At 67.5% G+C, this 20,834-nt stretch carries 21 protein-coding genes; 19 read left to right on the forward strand and 2 right to left on the reverse strand.

Annotated features, from left to right (window positions below):
- Positions 1–83 precede the first annotated feature (83 nt).
- The 19 genes from I6B53_RS04530 to I6B53_RS04615 all read left to right on the forward strand — a co-directional run bounded on the left by I6B53_RS04530 (position 84) and on the right by I6B53_RS04615 (position 17,141).
- Positions 84–737, forward strand: a complete 654-nt coding sequence (locus tag I6B53_RS04530; protein WP_253954006.1) for an L-threonylcarbamoyladenylate synthase — start codon at positions 84–86, stop codon at positions 735–737.
- Entirely contained in the window at positions 734–1,867 is a 1,134-nt protein-coding gene (locus I6B53_RS04535) for a glycosyltransferase family 4 protein (RefSeq protein ID WP_216765056.1), read from the forward strand. Before I6B53_RS04530 ends, I6B53_RS04535 begins: the two co-directional genes overlap by 4 nt.
- The gene (locus I6B53_RS04540) at positions 1,867–2,277 is read left to right on the forward strand and encodes a hypothetical protein (protein WP_216765057.1); all 411 of its coding nucleotides are present in this window, start codon (positions 1,867–1,869) and stop codon (positions 2,275–2,277) included. Before I6B53_RS04535 ends, I6B53_RS04540 begins: the two co-directional genes overlap by 1 nt.
- A gap of 171 nt (positions 2,278–2,448) precedes the next feature.
- A complete protein-coding gene (gene atpB, locus I6B53_RS04545; RefSeq protein WP_216765336.1) occupies positions 2,449–3,333 on the forward strand; it encodes a F0F1 ATP synthase subunit A in 885 nt (294 codons plus the stop codon).
- 68 nt (positions 3,334–3,401) lie between these two features.
- Positions 3,402–3,608: an ATP synthase F0 subunit C gene (gene atpE / locus I6B53_RS04550; protein ID WP_216765058.1), complete on the forward strand. Its 207-nt coding sequence runs from the start codon at positions 3,402–3,404 to the stop codon at positions 3,606–3,608.
- Positions 3,608–4,165 carry a F0F1 ATP synthase subunit B gene (locus tag I6B53_RS04555; RefSeq protein WP_216765337.1) on the forward strand — a complete coding sequence of 186 codons (558 nt, stop codon included), beginning with the start codon at positions 3,608–3,610 and terminating at the stop codon, positions 4,163–4,165. The genes atpE and I6B53_RS04555 overlap by 1 nt, the downstream gene beginning before the upstream one ends.
- Positions 4,165–4,983: a F0F1 ATP synthase subunit delta gene (locus I6B53_RS04560; protein WP_216765059.1), complete on the forward strand. Its 819-nt coding sequence runs from the start codon at positions 4,165–4,167 to the stop codon at positions 4,981–4,983. Before I6B53_RS04555 ends, I6B53_RS04560 begins: the two co-directional genes overlap by 1 nt.
- 48 nt (positions 4,984–5,031) lie before the next feature.
- Entirely contained in the window at positions 5,032–6,669 is a 1,638-nt protein-coding gene (gene atpA, locus I6B53_RS04565) for a F0F1 ATP synthase subunit alpha (protein WP_216765060.1), read from the forward strand.
- 3 nt (positions 6,670–6,672) lie between these two features.
- The gene (locus I6B53_RS04570; protein ID WP_216765061.1) at positions 6,673–7,602 is read left to right on the forward strand and encodes a F0F1 ATP synthase subunit gamma; all 930 of its coding nucleotides are present in this window, start codon (positions 6,673–6,675) and stop codon (positions 7,600–7,602) included.
- Positions 7,603–7,629: 27 nt separating this feature from the next.
- Positions 7,630–9,078, forward strand: coding sequence for a F0F1 ATP synthase subunit beta (atpD, locus tag I6B53_RS04575; RefSeq protein WP_216765062.1), 1,449 nt, complete (start codon positions 7,630–7,632; stop codon positions 9,076–9,078).
- Positions 9,078–9,344: a F0F1 ATP synthase subunit epsilon gene (locus I6B53_RS04580; protein WP_216765063.1), complete on the forward strand. Its 267-nt coding sequence runs from the start codon at positions 9,078–9,080 to the stop codon at positions 9,342–9,344. Before atpD ends, I6B53_RS04580 begins: the two co-directional genes overlap by 1 nt.
- Positions 9,345–9,413: 69 nt before the next feature.
- A complete protein-coding gene (locus tag I6B53_RS04585) occupies positions 9,414–9,824 on the forward strand; it encodes a DUF2550 family protein (RefSeq protein ID WP_216765064.1) in 411 nt (136 codons plus the stop codon).
- A 20-nt stretch (positions 9,825–9,844) separates the two neighbouring features.
- Complete coding sequence (gene nucS, locus I6B53_RS04590; protein ID WP_216765065.1) at positions 9,845–10,543, forward strand: endonuclease NucS; 699 nt, start codon at positions 9,845–9,847, stop codon at positions 10,541–10,543.
- A gap of 77 nt (positions 10,544–10,620) precedes the next feature.
- Positions 10,621–11,853, forward strand: coding sequence for a crosslink repair DNA glycosylase YcaQ family protein (locus I6B53_RS04595; RefSeq protein WP_253953969.1), 1,233 nt, complete (start codon positions 10,621–10,623; stop codon positions 11,851–11,853).
- Between the two features lie 82 nt (positions 11,854–11,935).
- The gene (locus I6B53_RS04600) at positions 11,936–13,165 is read left to right on the forward strand and encodes an N-acetylglucosamine-6-phosphate deacetylase (RefSeq protein WP_216765066.1); all 1,230 of its coding nucleotides are present in this window, start codon (positions 11,936–11,938) and stop codon (positions 13,163–13,165) included.
- Between the two features lie 26 nt (positions 13,166–13,191).
- Positions 13,192–13,488 (forward strand): hypothetical protein, encoded by a 297-nt coding sequence (locus tag I6B53_RS11070; RefSeq protein ID WP_253953970.1) that lies wholly within the window; start codon positions 13,192–13,194, stop codon positions 13,486–13,488.
- Positions 13,489–13,616: 128 nt separating this feature from the next.
- The gene (locus tag I6B53_RS04605; protein ID WP_216765067.1) at positions 13,617–15,254 is read left to right on the forward strand and encodes a hypothetical protein; all 1,638 of its coding nucleotides are present in this window, start codon (positions 13,617–13,619) and stop codon (positions 15,252–15,254) included.
- Positions 15,254–16,264: a hypothetical protein gene (locus I6B53_RS04610; RefSeq protein ID WP_216765068.1), complete on the forward strand. Its 1,011-nt coding sequence runs from the start codon at positions 15,254–15,256 to the stop codon at positions 16,262–16,264. The genes I6B53_RS04605 and I6B53_RS04610 overlap by 1 nt, the downstream gene beginning before the upstream one ends.
- Positions 16,265–16,283: 19 nt before the next feature.
- On the forward strand, positions 16,284–17,141 hold the full coding sequence (locus I6B53_RS04615; RefSeq protein ID WP_216765069.1) for a tetratricopeptide repeat protein: 858 nt from the start codon (positions 16,284–16,286) through the stop codon (positions 17,139–17,141).
- A 114-nt stretch (positions 17,142–17,255) separates the two neighbouring features.
- Here the strand turns inward: I6B53_RS04615 and glgB are convergent, their stop codons facing one another.
- Positions 17,256–19,442, reverse strand: a complete 2,187-nt coding sequence (gene glgB, locus I6B53_RS04620) for a 1,4-alpha-glucan branching protein GlgB (RefSeq protein WP_216765070.1) — start codon at positions 19,440–19,442, stop codon at positions 17,256–17,258.
- A gap of 43 nt (positions 19,443–19,485) precedes the next feature.
- Positions 19,486–20,826 carry a phosphotransferase gene (locus I6B53_RS04625; protein WP_216765071.1) on the reverse strand — a complete coding sequence of 447 codons (1,341 nt, stop codon included), beginning with the start codon at positions 20,824–20,826 and terminating at the stop codon, positions 19,486–19,488.
- Positions 20,827–20,834 lie beyond the last annotated feature (8 nt).

A 20,834-nucleotide genomic window follows, 5' to 3' on the forward strand; every position in this document is an offset into this window, starting at 1 on the left:
GGGACCTGTCGGTGAAGTAGGTCAACCGGTCGGCAGTGGGAGAGTGGGAGGATGTGCGCGTGGAACGAACAGCGCAGGTGCCCATTGTCGACTGCTCCGAGGGATGGCGACAAGCAGATCTCGACACCCTCACGCTCATTGTGAAAGCAGGGGAACTCATCGTCCTGCCGACCGACACCGTGTACGGGATCGGGTGCCGAGCCGACGACCCGGTGGCGGTGACGGCCTTGCTCGACGCCAAGGGACGAGGCCGCCAGATGCCGCCCCCCGTCCTGGTCGCCAGTGCCGCCGACCTGGACCGACTGTGTGTCGACGTCCCGGACGAGGCCCGCACCCTGGCAAACGCCCACTGGCCCGGAGCCCTCACCCTGATCCTTCGAGCGCGCCCCGACCTCGGATGGGACCTGGGGGACAGTGACGGCACCCTGGCTCTGCGCATGCCCGACCACCCGCGCACCCTCGACTTGCTTGCGGCCACGGGCCCCATGGCCGTCACTTCGGCCAATCCCACCGGGCGGGTGGCCGCCACCGATGTCGACCGGGCTCGCAACTACTTCGGCACTCGTGTCGCCGCCTACGTCGACTCCGGACCCACAGCGGGCTCCACGCCCTCAACGATCCTCGACCTGGCCCACGGGGGGATTCGTCCCCTTCGCAACGGGGCAATATCCTTGGAGGACTTGGCCGCCACCGTCGGCCACCCGATCCTCGACGAGCGGAGCCCCGACACCCCATGAAGGTCTACATCCTGCTGGCACTGGTGGCGGCGGGCCTGACGGCGCTGCTCACGCCGCTGGTGCGCTGGGTGTGCCACCGCTGGGGGATCCTTCCGGCCCTGCGTGAACGTGACATCCAGTGCGTGCCTCTGCCGCGCCTGGGGGGAGTGGCCATGACGGTGGCCTTCCTCATCACCGTCCTCATCGCTTGGCGCATCCCCTTCCTCGCACCACTCTTCCAAACCTCCGTGCCATGGGCCCTGGCCGGTGGCGCAGCGGCCATGAGCGTGGTCGGGGTGGTCGACGACCTCATCGACCTGGACTGGCAGACGAAACTCTCCGGCCAGGTCCTCATCGTCGGACTCATGGGACTGGGCGGGGTCCAACTGGTGAACTTCCCGATCTTCGGTCTGACGATCGGCAGTTCCCGCTTCTCCATCATCCTCACGGTTCTCGTCATCGTGGCGATCATCAATGCGGTGAACTTCATCGACGGTCTGGACGGACTGGCCGCAGGAGTCGTGGGCATCGGCGCCGGCGCATTCTTCATCTACTCCTACCTCATCACCGTCATCATGGGAGCCCCCTCCTACGCGACGACCGCCTCGCTGGTGGTCGTCACCTTGGTGGGAGTGTGCATGGGTTTCCTGTGGTTCAACTACCACCCCTCGTCGATCCTCATGGGCGGCGGCGCCGAGACACTGGGGCTGATCCTGGCCGGAGCAGGCGTGGTCGTCACCGGCCAGATCGATCCGAGCCTGCTGGGCGGGCAGCAGATCCTCGTCGGGTGGCTGCCCATCATCCTGCCGCTGTCGGTCATCACCATTCCCATGGGTGACCTGCTGACCACCGCCTTCATCCGACTGCTCAAGGGACGCAACCCCTTCCGCGCGGACCGCTCCCACTTCCACGACAACCTGCTGGCCAGGGGCCACTCACACCGCGGAGTCGTCGCGATCCTGTGGCTGTGGACGGCGATCGTCGCCTTCTCGGCGGCCGGACTCCTGGTGGCCCGGTGGCAGGTGGTGGTCGCCTTCGCCGCCGTGCCTTTCTTCATCGGTGTGGCGGCGACCATGTGGGAGTTTCCCCGCCCCAACGTCACCGAGGACGATCCTTGGCAGCCAACGACCTCGTCCCGGAAGGACCAGTGATGACCCCGCCTCCCCCAACTCCTCTGGCCGCGGCTCTGCGGCGCATGCAGCGCATTCTTTGCATCGCAGGTGTCGTCCTGGTCATCGGCGAGGTCGGTGCCGCCCTCGTCCTTTCGACGAATGTGGCCTCACTGGCGTTGGCCGTGGTGGCGACGTCGCTGCTGGTGGCCGTCCAGGTGTTGGTGCTGCCCAGGGTCGCCTCGGATCCTGACCGTTTGGTTCTGTGGGTGGGGCTGAGTTATGTCGCCAAGATCCTCGTCCTGCTCGGCGCCGTCCAAGCGGCCAAGGTCTTCGACGGGGACGTCCGATTCGTCGCCGTCTCGGCGGTGGTCGTCGTCCTCGTGGCGCTGGGGGTGGAGATGTGGGTGCTGGTCAGGGCGCGTGTGCCGGCCGTCGACCCGAAATCCTGAGGCTGTCGGGCGGAGCAGGCCGGGTGCCTCACATGCCTTGGGACGAGGGCGGGGCCGCATCTCGCAGTGGGAAGGGGTGCGCCCCGGTTCCTGCACGAACTGTTAGCATGTTCCAGTCGGGCCGGCGCTCGACGCCCCATCGATGCTGACCGACGACCAGGGGAGGGCACACTGTCCGCGCTCACACAGGCCGAGGCGACACCCGCTCGTACCTATCGGACTCCCACGTGGTACTGGGTCCTCGTTGCAGTTCTCGTCGCGGTGATCGCCGTCACCGCCGTGCCCGCCTTCACCCAGGAGCCCCACCAGCCCGGTGTCGCGGACTTCTTCCCCTCCGCCATCTTCGGCGAGGGCACCGTCTTCGAATTCAACCGGCTGACACTTGCGCGCTTCGTCATGGCCGGCCTGCTGTGCCTGGCCATGGTTCTGGGAGTGCGCAAACTGTCCATGGTTCCCGGACGCGGTCAGCAGATCCTTGAACTGGCCGCCGACTTCATCCGTGGCAACATCGCCGTCGAACTTCTCGGCGACAAGCGGGGGCGCCAATTCGCCCCGATGCTCACGATGTCCTTCCTGTCGATCCTGCTGCTCAACCTCGCAGGCGTCTTCCCGGGCATTGACATCGCCGCCACCTCCGCCGTCGCCGTTCCGCTGGTCTTCGCGACCTACACCTACGTGACCTTCATCAGCGCCGGCATCAAGGCCCAGGGTGTCGGACACTTCTTCGCCTCGCAACTCTTCCCGCCCGGCCTGCCCAAGGCCATGTACCTGCTCATCACGCCGATCGAGTTCCTCTCGACCTTCATCGTGCGACCCGTGACGCTGACGCTGCGACTCCTGGCCAACATGATCGCCGGCCACCTGCTGCTCGGCATGACGTATTTCGGCACCGCACTGCTGCTGCACGAACTCAAGGTCATGTCCTCGCTCAGTGTCCTGACGGGGGCCGCAATGGTCGTCATGACCGGCTTCGAGATCTTCGTGGCGGTCCTGCAGGCCTACATCTTCACGATCCTGTCCGCCGTCTACATCAAGTTGTCCGTCGAGGCCCACTGAGGCCGCGTCGAGCCAGACCCCATCAGAGGCACCACCTCAGGTGCCCAGGAGAAAAGGAAAACCACACCATGGGCATGTCCCTCGCCTACATCGGATACGGCCTCGCGACCCTCGGCCCTGCCATCGGCATCGGCATCCTCGTCGGCAAGACCCAGGAGTCCATCGCCCGTCAGCCCGAGGTCGCCGGTCGACTCTTCACCAACATGATCATCGGCGCCGGTATGGTCGAGGCCCTGGGCCTCATCGGCTTCGTCATGCCCCTCGTCGTCAAGTGATGTTCGCGCTCCTGGCATCCTCCGAGGAGGAGGTCGGCGGTCTGGCCACCGTCGTTCCGCCGTTGTACGAGGTCTTCTGGGCGGCAGTCATGCTGCTGCTCCTGGTCCTGGTGGTGGGCCGCTACGGGCTGCCCAAGATCTACGCGATGCTCGACGAGCGTGCCCGCGTCATCGAAGAAGGCGTCAATGCCGCGGACAAGGCCGCCAAGGAACTCGCCCGGGCCCAGCAGGATCGTGACGAGATCCTCCGGGAGGCGAACGCCGAGGCACACCAGATCCGTGACAAGGCGAACGAGGACGCCAAGGGCATCATTGCCGCGGCGCGCACCGAGGCCCAGGCCGAGGCCGCACGCATCACCGAGGCCGCCCAGCGTCAGATCCTCGCCGAAAAGCAGGCGGCCGAGATCTCTTTGCGTGCCGACGTGGGTCTGTTGGCCACCGAGTTGGCCGAGCGGATCGTCGGCGAGCAGTTGAAGGACACCGCGCTCACCTCGCGAGTCGTCGATCGTTTCCTCGATGAACTCGAGTCCGCGAACACCGTGGGGGAGAAGGCCTGATGACGATCGTTTCGGAGTCGATCCCCGCCGGGGCACGCACCGCACTCGAAACCGCCCTGACACCGGCGGACGTCGATGCGATGCGAGTTGGCGAGGACCTCTTCGGACTCTCCGACATTCTCCAGGGCGATGCGCGTGCACGCCGCGCTCTGTCGGACCCTTCCCGGTCAACCGCCGACAAGCAGAAGCTGGCGGCCGACGCCTTCGGACGGGCGCTTGCCCCGGCCTCGTTGGAAGTCGCGCAGGCAGTCGTCGGTGAACACTGGAGGCGCCCCGAAGCCCTGCCCAAGGCATTCGAAGCACTCGGTGTCCTGGCAGTCCTTGGCGACACCCAGCGGGCCGGCTCCTTGGCGCAGGTCGAAGACGAACTCTTCCAACTCCAAGAGATCCTCAAGGACCAGAGGGACCTGCGCATCACACTGTCCGACCTGTCCGACGCCACCCCGCACGAGCGTGCGAATCTCGCGCAGAAGATCTTCGCCCCCCACGTGAGTGCATGGACACTGCGTCTGCTGCGCCGGGCCGTGGGGCGCACCGCACACGGTCGCCTTATCCAGAAACTGCGCTCCTTCGCCGAGAGCGCTGCCCGCCTGGAAGAACGTCAACTGGTCACGGTCGAGACCGCTGTGCCCTTCACCGAGGCCCAGATGCAGCGACTGCGGCGCACGCTGACCACCCGCTTCGGCTCCGAAGTGACCTTGGCGGTTTCCGTCGACCCCACCGTCGTGGGCGGATTCCGCCTGAGGACCGCCAGCGAGGCCGTCGACGCCTCGGTGCGCACCCGCCTGTCGGATCTTCGACGCACCCTGGTCGGCTGAGCCCGACCACCACCCCCAACTTCACCCCGCTCACAGAAGGAACGCTCAATGGCTGATCTGTCCATCAGACCCGAGGAGATCCGGGCAGCACTGGACTCCTTCGTCGACTCCTACCGCCCCTGCGAGGTCGCCACCGAAGAGGTCGGTCACGTCACGGAGACTGCTGACGGCATCGCCCACGTCGAAGGCCTGCCGGGCACGATGGCCAATGAGCTTCTCCGTTTCGCCGACGGGACCCTGGGTGTGGCCATGAACCTCGACCGCAGGGAGATCGGCGCCGTCATCCTGGGTGAATTCGGCAAGATCGAGGAGGGGCAGACCGTCCAGCGCACCGGCGAGGTGCTCTCGGTCCCGGTGGGTGACGGCTACCTGGGTCGCACCGTCGATCCGCTGGGCAGGCCCATCGACGGCCTGGGTGAGATCACCGACGTGGAGGGCCGCCGCGCCCTCGAATTGCAGGCTCCCGGCGTCATGATGCGCAAGTCCGTCCACGAGCCCCTGCAGACCGGACTCAAGGCGATCGACTCGATGATCCCGATCGGCCGCGGCCAGCGTCAGCTCATCATCGGTGACCGTCAGACCGGCAAGACGGCCATTGCCATCGACACCATCCTCAACCAGCGTGAGAACTGGAAGAGCGGCGACCCGAAGAAGCAGGTCCGCTGCATCTACGTGGCCGTGGGGCAGAAGGGCTCGACCATCGCTTCGGTGCGTTCGACCCTGGAGGACGCCGGCGCCCTGGAGTACACGACGATCGTCGCCTCCCCGGCTTCGGACCCGGCAGGCTACAAGTACATGGCGCCCTACACGGGTTCTGCCATCGGCCAGCACTGGATGTACCAGGGCAAGCACGTCCTCATCGTCTTCGACGACCTGTCCAAGCAGGCCGAGGCCTACCGCGCCGTGTCCCTGCTGCTGCGCCGCCCGCCGGGGCGTGAAGCCTACCCGGGCGACGTCTTCTACTTGCACTCACGCCTCCTGGAGCGCTGCGCGAAGCTCTCCGACGACCTCGGCGGCGGCTCGATGACAGGCCTTCCGGTCATCGAGACCAAGGCGAATGACGTGTCGGCCTACATTCCGACGAATGTGATCTCCATCACCGACGGCCAGATCTTCCTGCAGTCCGACCTGTTCAACTCCAACCAGCGTCCCGCCGTGGACGTGGGCATCTCGGTGTCCCGTGTGGGTGGCGCCGCTCAGATCAAAGCGATGAAGAAGGTTGCCGGTACCCTCAAACTCACCTTGGCCCAGTACCGCTCGATGGCCGCCTTCGCCATGTTCGCCTCGGACCTGGACGCGGTCACCCGCCGCCAGCTGACCCGCGGCGAGCGCCTCATGGAGCTGCTCAAGCAGCCGCAGAACTCGCCCTACATGGTCGAGGACCAGGTCGCGGCCATCTGGGCGGGTACCAACGGCTTCCTCGACGACCTGGAGGTCGCCGACGTCCTGCCCTTCGAGAAGGCCCTGCTGGACCACCTGCGTGCCAACTCCACCGCCTTGGCGACCATCAAGGAGACGGGGCTGCTCACGGAGGAGACCGAGGCCGAGCTGCGCGAGGCCGTCACCACCTTCCACGACCAGTGGATCAGTGGCGGTCGCGGCATGACCCGCCTGGACGAGGCCGACACCGAGGCAGAGTTCTCCCGTGAGGAGATCACCCGCGCCCGTCCCGCCCAGAAGGCCTGAGGCATGGGCGGCAAGCAGAGGATCTACAAGCAGCGGATCGCGGCGACGACCACGCTGAAGAAGGTCTTCCGCGCGATGGAGATGATCGCTGCGTCAAGGATCGGCGCAGCCCGGCGCGCGGCGACCGAACTCGGTCCCTACGAGAAGGCGCTGACCCAGGCCGTGGCGGCGGTGGCGGTCCACACGGACATGAACCACCCGCTGACCGACCCGCGTCACGACACGCACCGGGTGGCTGTCCTGGTCATCGCCTCCGACCGAGGCATGGCGGGCGCCTACTCGGCGACCATCCTTCGTGAAACCGAACGCCTGCTGGAGCGTCTGCGCGAGGACGGGAAGGAGCCGGTGCTCTACACCTGCGGGCGTCGCGCCCAGTCCTACTTCCGCTTCCGCGGGGTGGCGATCGAGAAGGCATGGGAAGGCGAGTCCGACTCGCCCACGGTGGAGACCTCGCGTGAAATCGCTGGTGAACTGCTGGCACGTTTCATGGACGGGGAGCTCATGACGGGAGTCGCCGAGGTGCACTTGGTGTACACCCGTTTCCACACGATGGTCAGCCAGGTCCCCGAGGTCCGCCAGATGCTTCCCCTGACGGTGGTCGACGCCCCGTCCTCGGATGCGGAACGTCAAAGCGAGCTCGGCTTCGAGGACCGCCCGGAGAACGCCTTCCCGCAGTACGAGTTCATCCCCTCACCCGAGCACGTCCTGGACACGCTGCTCCCGCTGTACGTGGAGAGCCGCATCCACAACGTCCTGCTCCAGTCGGCCGCCTCGGAACTCGCCGCCCGTCAACGGGCCATGCACACGGCCACCGAGAACGCCGAGGAGCTCATCACGAAGTACACGCGCCTGGCCAATTCGGCCCGTCAGGCGGAGATCACGCAGGAAATCAGCGAGATCGTCGGTGGGGCCGACGCACTGGTCAAGGGCTGAACGCCCGTGCACACGGAGAAGGACAACATGAGCAACACTGCCACTGGCGTCAACGGGCGCGTCGCGCGAGTCGTCGGCCCCGTCGTCGACGTCGAGTTCCCGCCGGATCGCATTCCGCCGCTGTACAACGCCCTGCACGTGGACATCGACCTGTCCGGCCAGGGCGAGGGCGAAGGCGCCTTCACCATGACCCTCGAGGTCGCCCAGCACCTGGGAGACAACCTCGTGCGCACCATCGCCCTGAAGCCGACCGACGGCCTGGTGCGTGGAGCCACTGTGGTCGACACGGGCTCTCCCATCACGGTGCCCGTGGGTGAGGTCACCAAGGGACACGTCTTCAACGTCACCGGCGAGCCCCTGAACCTCAAGCCCGGCCAGACCCTCGAAGTCACCGAACGCTGGCCCATCCACCGCCAGCCTCCGGCCTTCGACCAGCTCGAGAAGCGCACGAAGATGTTCGAGACGGGCATCAAGGTCATCGACCTGTTGACCCCCTACGTGCAGGGCGGAAAGATCGGCCTTTTCGGAGGCGCGGGAGTCGGCAAGACGGTCCTCATCCAGGAGATGATCCAGCGCGTGGCCCAGGACCACGGCGGCGTGTCCGTCTTCGCCGGCGTGGGCGAGCGCACCCGTGAGGGCAACGACCTCATCCACGAGATGGAAGAGGCGGGTGTCTTCGACAAGACTGCCTTGGTCTTCGGCCAGATGGACGAGCCGCCGGGCACGCGTTTGCGCATCGCCCTGACCGGCTTGACAATGGCGGAGTACTTCCGCGACGTCCAGCACCAGGACGTGCTGCTGTTCATCGACAACATCTTCCGTTTCACCCAGGCCGGCTCCGAGGTTTCCACGCTGCTGGGACGCATGCCCTCCGCCGTCGGCTACCAGCCGAACCTGGCTGACGAGATGGGGCAGTTGCAGGAGCGCATCACCTCCGCGGGTGGGCACTCGATCACCTCTTTGCAGGCCATCTACGTGCCCGCCGACGACTACACCGACCCGGCCCCGGCGACGACCTTCGCACACCTGGACGCCACCACCGAACTCTCCCGTGAGATCGCCTCGCGCGGCCTGTACCCTGCGGTGGACCCGCTGGCATCGACCTCGAGAATCCTGGACCCGGCCCTGGTGGGCAGGGAGCACTACGACGTGGCCACCCACGTCAAGGCGATTCTGCAGAAGAACAAGGAACTGCAGGACATCATTGCGATCCTCGGCGTGGACGAGCTCTCCGAGGAGGACAAGGTCACCGTGGCCAGGGCCCGGCGCATCGAACAGTTCCTCTCCCAGAACACGTACATGGCGGAGAAGTTCACCGGTGTGGCAGGCTCGACCGTCCCCCTGTCGGAGACCATTGAGGCCTTCAGACGCATCGCCGAAGGACACTACGACCAGGTGCCTGAGCAGGCCTTCTTCAACATCGGCGGCATCGAGGACCTCGAGCGTCGCTGGCACGAGCTGGCCAAGGACGCCTGATGACCGACAGCACCGGATTGCAGGTCGAGGTCGTCGCCCGTGAGGGGCGCCTGTGGAGCGGCAAGGCCTCACAGGTGCGCATCCCCGCCCAGGACGGTTCGCTCGGCATCCTGCCGGGGCGCCAACCCCTGCTGGCCATGCTGGGGGTGGGAGAGTTGGTCGTGGAGTCCGCCCAGGGCGCACGCACCTTCACCATCGAGGGCGGTTTCGCTTCGGTTGACTCCGACTACGTGACCGTCGTCGCAGATCACGCTACCGTGGCCTGAGAAAGGCCGATGAGCGGGGCCCTCTCGGGCCCCGCTCACGCATTGAGCACGTGAGGAGGCGGACACGTCATGGGACCTGTTCTCGACATCGCCGGGTGGGCGCTGGGTCTTGCGGCGCTCAGCCTGTTCTTCGCCTGGGTCTACCTCATGCTTCGCGCACGGCGCCTCTACGGCCGCTTCGGGTCCTTCCAGTGCTCAACCCGTGAGGACACGCAGTCGGGGTGGGTCACGGGAATCGGCATGTACGGCACGGAGTCCCTGACCTGGTATCGCCTGGTCTCCTTCTCCCGCCAGCCCGCGTACGCCTTGCCGCGTCGCGGGCTGGAGGTTTCTGTGCCCTATCCCCTGACCGCGGACGGCAGCGTCGTGGTCGTCAGTCTCACCTCGGGGCAGACCCGGGTCCAGGTGGCCGTGGAAGCCTTGACGTACAACGGTCTGGTCTCGTGGGTGGAGTCCGGCCCACCGGCCGGGCGAGGCTGAAGCCCTGCTAGGCTCGCCGGGTGCGCCTGATCATTGCCCGATGCACCGTTGACTACTCCGGACGCCTTGCCGCCCACCTCGACCTGGCCACCCGTGTCGTCATGGTCAAAGGGGACGGTTCCGTCCTCGTCCATTCCGACGGAGGCTCCTACAAGCCGCTGAACTGGATGACGGCGCCATGCACGTTGAGTGTGGACTCCCCGGGTGAGGACGACCGGGCCGACGGAGTCAGCCAGGTGTGGACCGTCCAGGCGACCAAGACGGACGACCGCCTGGTCATCCGCGTCCACGAAGTTCTCCACGACGTGTTCGAGGACTTGGGCGTGGACCCGGGGCTGGTCAAGGACGGGGTGGAGACCCACCTGCAGGAACTCCTTGCCGAACAGGTCCCGCAGGTGCTCGGCCAGGGCTGGGAGCTTGTCCGGCGTGAGCATCCGACCCCGGTGGGGCCGGTGGACCTCATGGTGCGTGACCCGCAGGGAGCCTCGGTGGCCATCGAGGTCAAGAGGCGCGGCGGCATCGACGGCGTCGAGCAGCTGACCCGCTACCTGTCGCTTCTGGGCCGCGACCCACTGCTGCGCGGACTGAGGGGAATCTTCGCCGCCCAGGAGATCACCAAGCAGGCGCGCACACTCGCCGAGGACCGCGGCATCGAGTGCCTGGTCCTGGACTACGATGCGATGCGGGGCATGGACGACCCGGACTCGCGCCTGTTCTGACCGTTGCCCCGACACGGATTCGCATCCGCCCTCGTCCCGCCCCACTTCGCCGAGGACACGGCAACCCAGGAGGGCCCTTGCCCACGCTGAAACCTCTGCCCACGCAGATCACACTGTGCCGCCTGGTCGCCCAAGGTCTGGTTCCCGCAACCGCCGCACAGGAGGTGACCTCGGCGGTCGGCTCCCTGCTGGCGCTCCAGGGACAACAGGTCAGCGCCGTCCCCCACGCGCTGCTGGCCAGGACCCCTTCCGCCACCGTGCGCGACGTGCGCGCCGCCTTCGACGAGATCGCCCTGGTGCGTTCGTGGCCCATGCGCGGAACCGTCCACATCACCACCGCCCAGGACCACCACTGGCTGCGTGCCGCCTTGCTGCACCGCTATGACACCTATCGCCACGATGCCGCCGAGAACCATGGAATCGACGCGAAAACCCTGGGCGTGGCGGCCGCGACGGTCCTGGAGGAGATCGACAGGGAGGGCCCGATCACGCGGGCCCGCGCGGTGGAACTGTGGGCCGAGGCCGGCCTGATGGATCCGGCACGCACGGTCAGTGCCGGTGCGTCGATCGAAGAGGCGTGGCAGGAGACCTCGCGCCGCCGGCGCCTTGTCATGCTCTTGCACCTGGAGGGGATTCTCGTCCAGGCTCCGGCCGGGGTCAATGAACACCTGCTGGTCGATGCGCGTGACCTGCCGGACGAGACCTGCGGTGCGGTGCCGGGGGAGAAGGTCGGGCGCGGAGAGAGCGGCCATGAGGCCGCCTTGGCGGAGATTGCGCGCCGATTCGCCCTCGGACACGGTCCGGTGCAGGTGGCGGACCTGGCGCGCTGGCTGATGATCCCCGCGGGGGAGTGCTCGCGCGCACTGGAGGCGGCGGTGGAGTCCAGCGCGCGGACCGACACCCCGGTGGCGCGGATGCGCCTTGACGAGGGCGGGGCCCGCCTGGTGCCGTGGGAGACCCCGATCTCGGCGCGTGAACGCAACGCCCACGCGTTTTACATGAGGGCTGACCTTCCAGAGCTCGTGGAGGCCTCACGCCGACGCGCGCTCGGTACCGTGTACCTGGGGATGTTCGACGAGATGCACGTGGGGTACAAGGACCGCAGCTGTCTGACCGACACGGTGGGGGAGAACCTCATCTGCCCGGCGAAGAACGGGATGTTCCGCCCCTTCGTCGTGGATCGCGGGCGTCTGGTGGCGGTCCAGCGGGGTTCCGACCTGCTCTGGCACCCGAAGGCGCAACTCAGTGCCCGTCTGGAGGCGGATGTGCGACGCGCGGTGGATCGCATGACGAGGCGTCTTTCCGCCTGAAGCCCGTGGTCCGGCGGCCCGGTCGAGGTCGAGGGGCCCGGGGTCCTCCCGCGGCGGCTGCACATGGGTGCACAATGGAGCCATGGCCTCTGAATGCTCGATCCTGCGCGCCCGTGTCCTTTTCGACGATGAAATGATCAACGACGGTGTGGTCGTCATGGAGGGAGAGCGGATCCGCGCCACCGGCCCTGTGGAGCGCATCTCCTCCGAGAACCCCGACCTGGCCGACGCCATCGCCCAGACCCCGTGGCGTGATGCCATCATCATCCCGGGCCTCGTCGACGTCCACTGCCACGGTGGGGGCGGCGAGTCCTTCCCCAATGCCGAGACCCGCGACCAGGCCATGGTGGCCGTCATGGAACACCGGCGCCACGGGACCACGTCCTTGGTGGCGTCCTGCGTGACCGCCGCCGCCGATGTCCTCCTGCGACGAGGTCGCCTTCTGGGTGAACTCAGCCAGGACGGCGAACTGGCCGGCGTGCACTATGAGGGCCCCTTCGTCTCCCATGAACGCAAGGGCGCCCAGGACCCCACCTTCATCATCGCCCCCGACCCGGAGCTCACCAGGCAACTGCTCGAGGCTGCCGGCGGACACGCTGTGACGATGACGCTGGCTCCGGAAAAGGACAAGGCCTACGGCCCGGGATCAGTGGCGGAGGTCCTCATCTCGGGCGGCGCCCTACCCTCTTGGGGGCACACCGACGCCGATCCGTTCAAGGCCCGCCATGCGCTGGAGTTCTCACGCGAATGCCTTGCCCGGACCCCCGTGGCCCAGCGGCGTTCCCCGCGGGCCACCGTCACCCACCTCTTCAACGGCATGCGCCCCCTGCACCACCGCGACCCGGGGCCCATCATGGAGTTCCTCTCCGATGCCGCCCGCGGCGGCGCCGTGGTGGAGATGATCTGCGACGGAGTGCACTTGGATCCCGAACTGGTCCACACAGTGGTGGAGACCGTGGGGCGAGGATCCTGCGTCCTGGTCACCGATGCCATGGCCGCATGCGGCATGGCGGACGGCTCCTACGTGCTGGGGCCCCAGGAGGTCACCGTCAAGGACGGCATTGCGCTGCTCACCAAGGAGGACACGATCGCCGGTGGCACCGCGCACCTGCTGGACTGTGTGCGCACCGCTGTCCAAAAGGGCGGGATCGACTTGGCGGACGCCGTGTTCATGGCCACCGCCCAGGGGGCCGCAATCCTCGGCCGGAGCGACATCGGTTCCCTGGAGAGCGGGTGCCGTGCGGACGTCCTGGTCCTGGACGAGGACCTGCGGGCGCTGGAGGTCTGGTTCCGCGGCTCTCGCGTCGAGTGAGACCCGCCCTCCGACAAGACTGAACAGTGGCCAGACGATCCTCCAAACGCCCGTGGTCCGCGCCCCACCGCGCTTTCGATCCGAGTGCCCTCGGAGCCCCTCGGCACAGTGAGACCGGCCCGGACGGCACGCAGTGGCAGGTCCAGCGTCTGCGTTCGGCCTCCAAGGAGTACACGTGTCCCGGGTGCCTCGCTCCGGTGAGGACGGGTTCAGCGCATGTGGTCGCTTGGCCGGAGGAGGCCCCGTGGGGGCGCGAGGCCGGCGCCGAGGCCAGAAGGCACTGGCACACGGAGTGTTGGAGGCGTCGCCTGCGACCCCGCTGAACCGTGAATGCCAGAACTCATCTACGTGAATGTGTGCGGATCCATGCGTTTCGAGCGTGCGAACCACGCATGTCACACCGTATCGTGGTCGGGATGTGGACCGATTCCCGCCTGCGAGGAGGAATCCAGTGGAACGGTTGAAGGAGAACGTCTGGGCTGCGACCGCCGCATTGCTCGCGGTGGTGTGCTTGGTGGTCGGGGTGCTCGCCCTGACCGTCCTGCGCCCGGCACAGGAGATCAACGCGAGTGTGACACCGTCGAGCCCCCTCGTCACCACACGTGACGGGCTCTTCTCCCTCATCGGGACTGAAGCCAGTGTCACCGCGACGAACACCTCCGGCGGCACCGTTTCGATCGCCTTGGGCACGACGACCGACGTCAAGGGATGGGTCGGTTCTTCGGCACACACCGAAGTCGTCGGTGTCGCAGCCGATCGGGTGACCCTCAAGACGGAGGAACACGCCATCGCCGACCTCGGCCAGTCGGGCGAGACCGCCCAGTCGGGTGAACTGCCCCAGTCGGTGCCCGCCCTGCCCGCGGTCGAGACACCGCAGTCCGATGCCGGCCAGTCCGACGCCTCCCAGTCGGTGGCCATGCCACCGTCGGTCATCGACTCCGACATGTGGCTGGACCAGATCACCGGCACCGGTTCTGTGACCATGAAACTTGCCGATGTGCCCAAGGACCGCGCGTTGCTCATCGCCACCGACGGCACCTCGAAGGACCTGCAGGTCTCGATCGTCTGGCCCACTCCACAGGCGAATCTCCTTGCCTGGATCGCCCTCGGCGTCGGCCTCTTCTTCGCCGTCCTCGCCGGGATCCTCCACCTGGTGTCCAGACGTGGCCGAAGCGCGACTGCCGCTGCGCCGATGCCGGCGCCCAAGGGTGAGGACGGCGAGACGATCCCGGCCCCGTCACCCTCCCAGGAGCCTGAGCAGGACGAAGCCGCCTCCTTGGCCGCCGAAGCGATTGTGCGCCGCTCCTCCTTCGGGGGCGCCTCGACGGATGCGGCCGACGCCGACTCCGACGACCCGGAGGTCACCTCCTTGGCGATGCCGGCCGCCGACGAGAACCCTCAGACCCCCGCCAGTGCGGCCGTCGACTTCGGCTGGGAGCCCAAGGAGCCTGCGACCTCGTACGAGACCGGCTCCGACGATGCCGATGATGCGCAGGTGCCCGCCGTGGGTGCCACCACTGGGGCCGAGGACGAGACCGTCGATGGGGCTGACGCCTACGAAATCGGGATCGAAACCGCCGAGGTCGAAAAGGTCCAGCCCGCGGCGACACCACGCGCCTTCGCCCCATTCGGCACCCAGGCGGGTGCCGACGCCCCAGCGGCCTTCGGCCAGGACGTCCGCGAGGAATCCTTGGTGCCCCGGACGGAGGCCGCCACCGGCGAAGAATCGCCCGCCACGGATTCGGAGACCTTCGGTGTCACCGGTCGCCACGGCGTCGTGAGCCCCCACGGCTTCGACCCGCCCGCAAAGGAGCCGACCGACACGGGCATCATCGACCTGTCCTCGATCCGCCCGGGAGCGGCCCTCCCCACCCGCCGTGCGCTGCGCGAGGCCCGCGAACGCGGCGACGAGCGTTTCACCGTCGAAGGACACGAGTTCGACACCGGCCTGATCCCGGTCCTGTCCCAAAAGCCCCAGCAGGGCCAGGCATCCGCCGCGGACCAGACAGAGGACCCGTCAACAGGATCGTGGACGTCGATCATGGCCGGCTGGAAGCGCCGCACCGGCCACAACACGGAAGGCAAGTGATGGCACGCCACTTCCGCGCGTTCCTCGCGCTCACCGCAGCAGCGTCCTTGGGCTTGGCGGCCTGCTCCGCAGGGGACCTCGTCGCCCAGTCGGGCGACACGATTCCCCAGTCGGGGCCGACCATCGACGCCGACCGCGCTTCGCATGTCCTCAAGGACCTTGAATCCGTGGTCGCCAGCGCCGACGCAACCAACGACACCACCCTGTTGGCCAGCCGCCTGGCCGATCCGGCCCTTCGAATGCGCAAGGCGCAATACGCCCTCGCCAAGGCCGGTGGCCCTGACGTGCCCCGCATCAACGCGACCCCGGACACGCTCTCCGTGTCGGACTCGGCCACCTGGCCCCGCGCAATCCTCAACGTGACCACGCAGGACGGCATTGCGCTTCCCGTGGTCGAGATGCTCGTCCAGTCCGACGCGCGTTCGCCCTACAAGCTCCATTCCTGGACCCGTATGCTCGGCGGCACCGAAGTGACCCTGCCGAATGTCGCCAAGGGCTCCAAGACCCTGTCGGATGACTCCAATGGATTCGTCAAGACCCCGCGTGAGGCCGTGGCGGCCTACGTGGAGATGCTCAATTCGGGCAAGGCCGGCAACGACGTGTTCACTGCCGACGAGTTCTCCACCAAGATCCTCTCCGACACGGCGAAGGTCGACGAGTCCGCCAAGGCCGCGGGGTCGGTGACCTTCCAGGCCGCCGAGAACACAGACCCCCTCGTGGGCGTCACCCTTGAGGACGGAGCTGCGCTTGTCTCGGCCCCGCTGGTCTACACGGTGACCTACAACAGGACCATCGCCAAGTCGACCATGACCTTGGCCGGAATGCCCAAGGTGCTCAACCCGGGCGACGAGGACAAGGTCGAAGGCAAGGCCGTGGTCACCTTCGCGGGCGCCGTCCTGCTCAAGATCCCGCCGGCCACCCAGCCGGGCTCGATCTCGGTGGTCGGCGCGGAGCAAGTGATCCAGGGTGTGACCCTGGACCCGTCGACCAACCCCGACAACGCCGGCTGAAGCCACCAAGGAGATTCGCGTGCCAGATCTTGACTCGACCCCAGTGGCCGGAGCCGCGGGGCAGAACCCCGAGGGCGAGGCCGTCGTGCGCCTGCAGATTCCCTTGGTGATCGACGGCAACGACTCGAACTTCGAGGACATTGTCGCGACCTCGCAGGCGGTGCCCGTCGTCCTGCTGGTCTGGTCACCCAGGTCCCTGGAGTCCAAGCAGCTCATCGCCGCCATGGAGGACCTGGCGCGTGATAGCGCCGGTGACTTCCAGCTGGTGCGCATCGACGCGGACGCCTGCCCGGCCATCGCCCAAGCGCTGCGTGTGCAGGAGATTCCGACCCTCCTCGCCCTGCTCGGTGCCCGCCCGATCCCCATTGGACAGGGACCGCTGACCAAGGAACAGATCCGCCCGGCGCTCCCGCAGCTGCTCGAGGCCGCTGCCCAATTGGGTGTCACCGCGAAGATCGCGGTTGACGAGGCCGACACGGCCGAGCCCACCCCGGAGGAGCACCTGCCGGCCTTGGAAGCCGAGGCCGCCGGTGACCTGGACGCCGCCCTGGCCGCGTGGGAGAAGGTCGTGGACCTGAACTCACGCGACGAGAAGGCAAAGGCCGAGCTCGCCCGCGTGCGTCTGCTCCTGCGCAGCGCTGCTGCTGACGTGGAAGGCGCACCTGCCGAGGATCCGCAGGCCCGCGCGGATGCCCTGCTCGCCGCAGGACGCCCCGCCGAGGCCTTCGACCTGCTTCTGGACGCCATGTCCGCCTCGAGGCAGGCGGAGGAACGCGACCGGATGCGTGAGCGCCTGGTCGACCTGTTCCGCATTGCCGGTCCCACCCCAGAGGTCCGCGCAGCTCGAAAGCGTCTGACGACACTTCTCATGGTCTGAGGCGCCCGACACTCCTGCGGAGCCTTGTGCTCTGACGCGCCTCGGCTTCGCGTGCAGTGCCCCCGGTCCCCGAAGGGACCGGGGGCACTGGGCATCAGGCCCGGCGGGCGCCGATCAGTCGACCTTCGGGGTCAACCAGACGGCTCCCAAGGGCGGCACGCGCAGTTCGGCGGAGGCAGGACGGCCGTTCCACGGCACCTCCTCGGCGATCACCGGTCCGACATTCGTCACCCCGGACCCGCCGAAGGCCACGTCGTCGGTGCTCAGCACCTCGCCCCACTCTCCGGCGAAGGGCAGGCCCACGCGGTAACCCTCGTGCGGGTTACCGGCGAAGTTCGACACGCACACGATGATCTGCTGCCTCCCGTCCTCGTCCACGCCCTTGCGCAGGTAGGAGATGACGTTGTGGTCCCCGTCGGAGGCGTCGATCCACTCGAAGCCCGTGTAGTCGTCGTCCCACATGGCCGGATGTGTGGAGTAGACGCCGTTGAGGGCGGCCACCAGACGCTGCACACCGGCGTGCTCCTCCTGGTCGGTGAGCCACCAGTCAAGGGAGTAGGCCTCGACCCACTCCTGCTCCTGGCCGAATTCCTGACCCATGAAGAGCAGCTGCTTGCCGGGGTGCGACCACTGGTAGGCAAGCAGGGAACGCAGACCGGCCAGACGCTGCCACTTGTCGCCGGGCATCTTGTTGATGAGCGAACCCTTGCCGTGCACGACCTCGTCATGGGACAGGGGCAGGACGTAGTTCTCGGAGAAGGCGTACACCAGCGAGAAGGTGAGTTCCCCGTGGTGCCAGCGGCGGTTGACCGGGTCCTCTCGCATGTAGCGCAAAGTGTCGTTCATCCACCCCATGTTCCACTTCATGCCGAATCCCAGGCCGCCGGAAGAGGTGGGCGCGGTGACACCGGGCCAAGCGGTGGACTCCTCGGCGATCATGACGATTCCGGGATTGCGGCGGTAGGCCGTGGCATTGGCTTCCTGCAGGAACTCGATGGCTTCCAGGTTCTCGCGGCCGCCGTACTGGTTGGGACGCCACTGGCCGTCCTTGCGCGAGTAGTCCAGGTACAGCATCGAAGCGACCGCGTCGACGCGCAGGCCGTCGATGTGGAACTCTTCGAGCCAGTACAGGGCGTTGGCCACCAGGAAGTTGCGGACCTCGCGCCGGCCGAAGTTGAACACGTAGGTGCCCCAGTCGGGGTGTTCACCGCGCATGGGGTCCGGGTCCTCGTACAGGGGGGTCCCGTCGAAGCGGGCCAGCGCCCACTCGTCCTTGGGGAAGTGGGCGGGCACCCAGTCCAGAATGACTCCGATACCTGCCTGGTGCAATTTGTCGATGAGGTAGCGGAAGTCGTCGGGCGTGCCGTAGCGTGACGAGGGCGCGAAGTAGGAGGTGACCTGGTAGCCCCAGGATCCGCCGAATGGGTGCTCCGCCACGGGCATGAATTCCACGTGGGTGAAGCCCATGCGGGTCAGGTAGGGGACCAGTTCGTCGGCCAGGCCCCGGTATCCCAGACCCTGACGCCAGGATCCGACGTGGACCTCGTAGACGGACATGGGGCCGCGGTGGACGTTGCGCTGCGCGCGCTGATCCATCCACGTCCGGTCCGCCCAGTCGTGGTGCAATGCGGTGACCACCGAGGCGGTGGCCGGCGGGATCTCGGTGGCGCGGGCCATCGGGTCGGCCTTCTGGAACCAGTTGCCTCCGGGGCCCTGGATCTCGAACTTGTAGCGTGCGCCGATGCCCACACCGGGGATGAAGATCTCCCACACGCCCGAAGCACCCAATGAGCGCATCGCGGTGGCGGTGCCGTCCCAGTAGTTGAAGTCGCCGACGACGCGCACCGCGCGGGCGTTGGGGGCCCACACGGCGAAGGCCACACCGTCCACGGGGCCCATCTCGCCCTCGTAGTGCTTGACGTGGGCACCCAGGACCTTCCACAGTTCCTCGTGACGGCCTTCGGAGATCAGGTAGGTGTCCATCTCGCCCAAGGTCGGCAGGAAACGGTAGGGATCGTCCTTGGTGACGATCTGGTCGCCGTAGGTGACGCGCACGCGGTAGTCGGGAATGTCCTCCAGAGGAAGGACGGCGACCCACACTCCATTGCGTTCGTGGGTCGCCGGGTAGGAGGCGTTGGCGGTGACGACGTCGACCGCGTCAGCAAGGTGATGAACGGTGCGGACAGTCACACCGCCTGCACCCAAGTGGGCTCCGAGGACGGAGTGGGGCATGTAGTGCGTGCCGTATGCGACTGCGTCCAGGAGGTCCGTGTCAACGGCGATCGGGGTGTCATTTTCCATGGGTCCATCCTCGCACGTGAAGTGGCTTGGTGTGTAACGTCGGTCACTGAGCTGTGCGGCCCGGGCCTTCCGGGGTCCGTCCACCCGCGATCTCCTCCAGGGCATGCAGGGGAATGTCCGTCCACGTGGGGCGCATCGACGCCTCGTAACGCAGTTCGTAGCACGCCTTTTCCACGACGAGGGAGTCCAGGACCGCCTGTTCCGTGGCATCCAGCCCGCGGCCCCCACTCCACCCGTGAAGGAAGGCACGTACGCACTGTCGCTCCCAGGTGCAGGCGGCGCCCTCGTCAATGGGCGAGTCGGCCTGGCGGGCCTGCCGTTGTCCCAGCGCACGCGCGTAGCCGAAGGAACGGAGCATCCCGGCCACGTCCCTGAGGGCGAGGTCGGGGCGGCTGCGTTCTTCCAGGGGACGCAGTGGCTCTCCCTCGAAGTCGAGGACGTACCACCGGGCGGCGTCACTGCTGAGCAACACCTGTCCCAAGTGGTAGTCACCGTGCACCCGCTGGGGCAGTGGCATCCGGTCGAGCCGCCCAAGGGGTTCCACGCACATGTGGAGCCTTCGAGCCAGGTCCGCGTCCAGGAGGGGGACCTCCGCGCGGGTTCGGTCGATCTCGCCGTGGACCCTGCCCGCCAACTCCTGCGGGAGGATCGGGTCTGCCGTGCCGAGGACCTCCGCGAGCCTGACATGCATCTGCCGGGTGACACTTCCGAGCTCCTGGGCCTGCCCTCGGCAGTCCCGGCCGCGCGAGGCGCCGTCGATGAAGTGTGCGAAGGCGTCGACCGCCCCGGGTACCAGCGGGGTGAGCAGACTGGACAGCGCCTCCCCGTCGTCGAGTCGGAGGTGGGTGCACGCCAGGGGCGTGGCCACATGAGTCCAGCCGGAGCCGGCCAAGGCGGCACCCAGGTGCAGGTCCGGGTGTTCGCCCGCACTCAGGGTCCGGTAGACCTTGAGCACCAGCGGCCCCGCAGGGCCTTCGATGATGAAGGAGGAGTTCGACTGCTCGGCGCCGACAAGACGCATGCGCGACCCGGCAGGGACCAGGGCGCCGGGCTCCCGCTCACAACCGGGCACGCGGCGGGCCTGGTCTCGCCAGTTCTGCCACCACGCCGAATGCATCGGCCCGTCCACGACCCACTGGCCCTCGAAGCGGGTGATGACTCCGGCGGAAGGTTCGCCGGGGGTGAGCACCAGCGGCACGTTCAGGCGCACCTGATCCACCAGCACCACCAGATCGATGCACATGTCCTCGCCCACGCGGCGAGCCGTGCACTGCCCGGCAAGGATCTTCGAGTGGTCGTCTCCCGGGAACCAGCGGCGGCCGGCCAACCATGAGGTGACGGCCCGCACCAGATCGTCGGCGGAGGGGAGAGCAGGGGGCGACATCGTCGACA

Origin of the sequence: Schaalia sp. 19OD2882, assembly GCF_018986735.1 — a bacterium.
In the GTDB taxonomy this organism is placed as follows: domain Bacteria; phylum Actinomycetota; class Actinomycetes; order Actinomycetales; family Actinomycetaceae; genus Pauljensenia.

Bases quoted from the DNA above. Each gene is read 5' to 3' on its own strand.
- I6B53_RS04535 (WP_216765056.1), top strand. From the start codon at position 734: ATGAAGGTCTACATCCTGCTGGCACTGGTGGCGGCGGGCCTGACGGCG.
- I6B53_RS04540 (WP_216765057.1), top strand. From the start codon at position 1,867: ATGACCCCGCCTCCCCCAACTCCTCTGGCCGCGGCTCTGCGGCGCATG.
- I6B53_RS04610 (WP_216765068.1), top strand. From the start codon at position 15,254: ATGGCACGCCACTTCCGCGCGTTCCTCGCGCTCACCGCAGCAGCGTCC.
- I6B53_RS04585 (WP_216765064.1), top strand. From the start codon at position 9,414: ATGGGACCTGTTCTCGACATCGCCGGGTGGGCGCTGGGTCTTGCGGCG.
- I6B53_RS04580 (WP_216765063.1), top strand. From the start codon at position 9,078: ATGACCGACAGCACCGGATTGCAGGTCGAGGTCGTCGCCCGTGAGGGG.
- atpD (WP_216765062.1), top strand. From the start codon at position 7,630: ATGAGCAACACTGCCACTGGCGTCAACGGGCGCGTCGCGCGAGTCGTC.
- I6B53_RS04560 (WP_216765059.1), top strand. From the start codon at position 4,165: ATGACGATCGTTTCGGAGTCGATCCCCGCCGGGGCACGCACCGCACTC.
- I6B53_RS04600 (WP_216765066.1), top strand. From the start codon at position 11,936: ATGGCCTCTGAATGCTCGATCCTGCGCGCCCGTGTCCTTTTCGACGAT.
- glgB (WP_216765070.1), bottom strand. From the start codon at position 19,442: ATGGAAAATGACACCCCGATCGCCGTTGACACGGACCTCCTGGACGCA.
- atpE (WP_216765058.1), top strand. From the start codon at position 3,402: ATGGGCATGTCCCTCGCCTACATCGGATACGGCCTCGCGACCCTCGGC.
- I6B53_RS04625 (WP_216765071.1), bottom strand. From the start codon at position 20,826: ATGTCGCCCCCTGCTCTCCCCTCCGCCGACGATCTGGTGCGGGCCGTC.
- I6B53_RS04555 (WP_216765337.1), top strand. From the start codon at position 3,608: ATGTTCGCGCTCCTGGCATCCTCCGAGGAGGAGGTCGGCGGTCTGGCC.
- I6B53_RS04570 (WP_216765061.1), top strand. From the start codon at position 6,673: ATGGGCGGCAAGCAGAGGATCTACAAGCAGCGGATCGCGGCGACGACC.
- atpA (WP_216765060.1), top strand. From the start codon at position 5,032: ATGGCTGATCTGTCCATCAGACCCGAGGAGATCCGGGCAGCACTGGAC.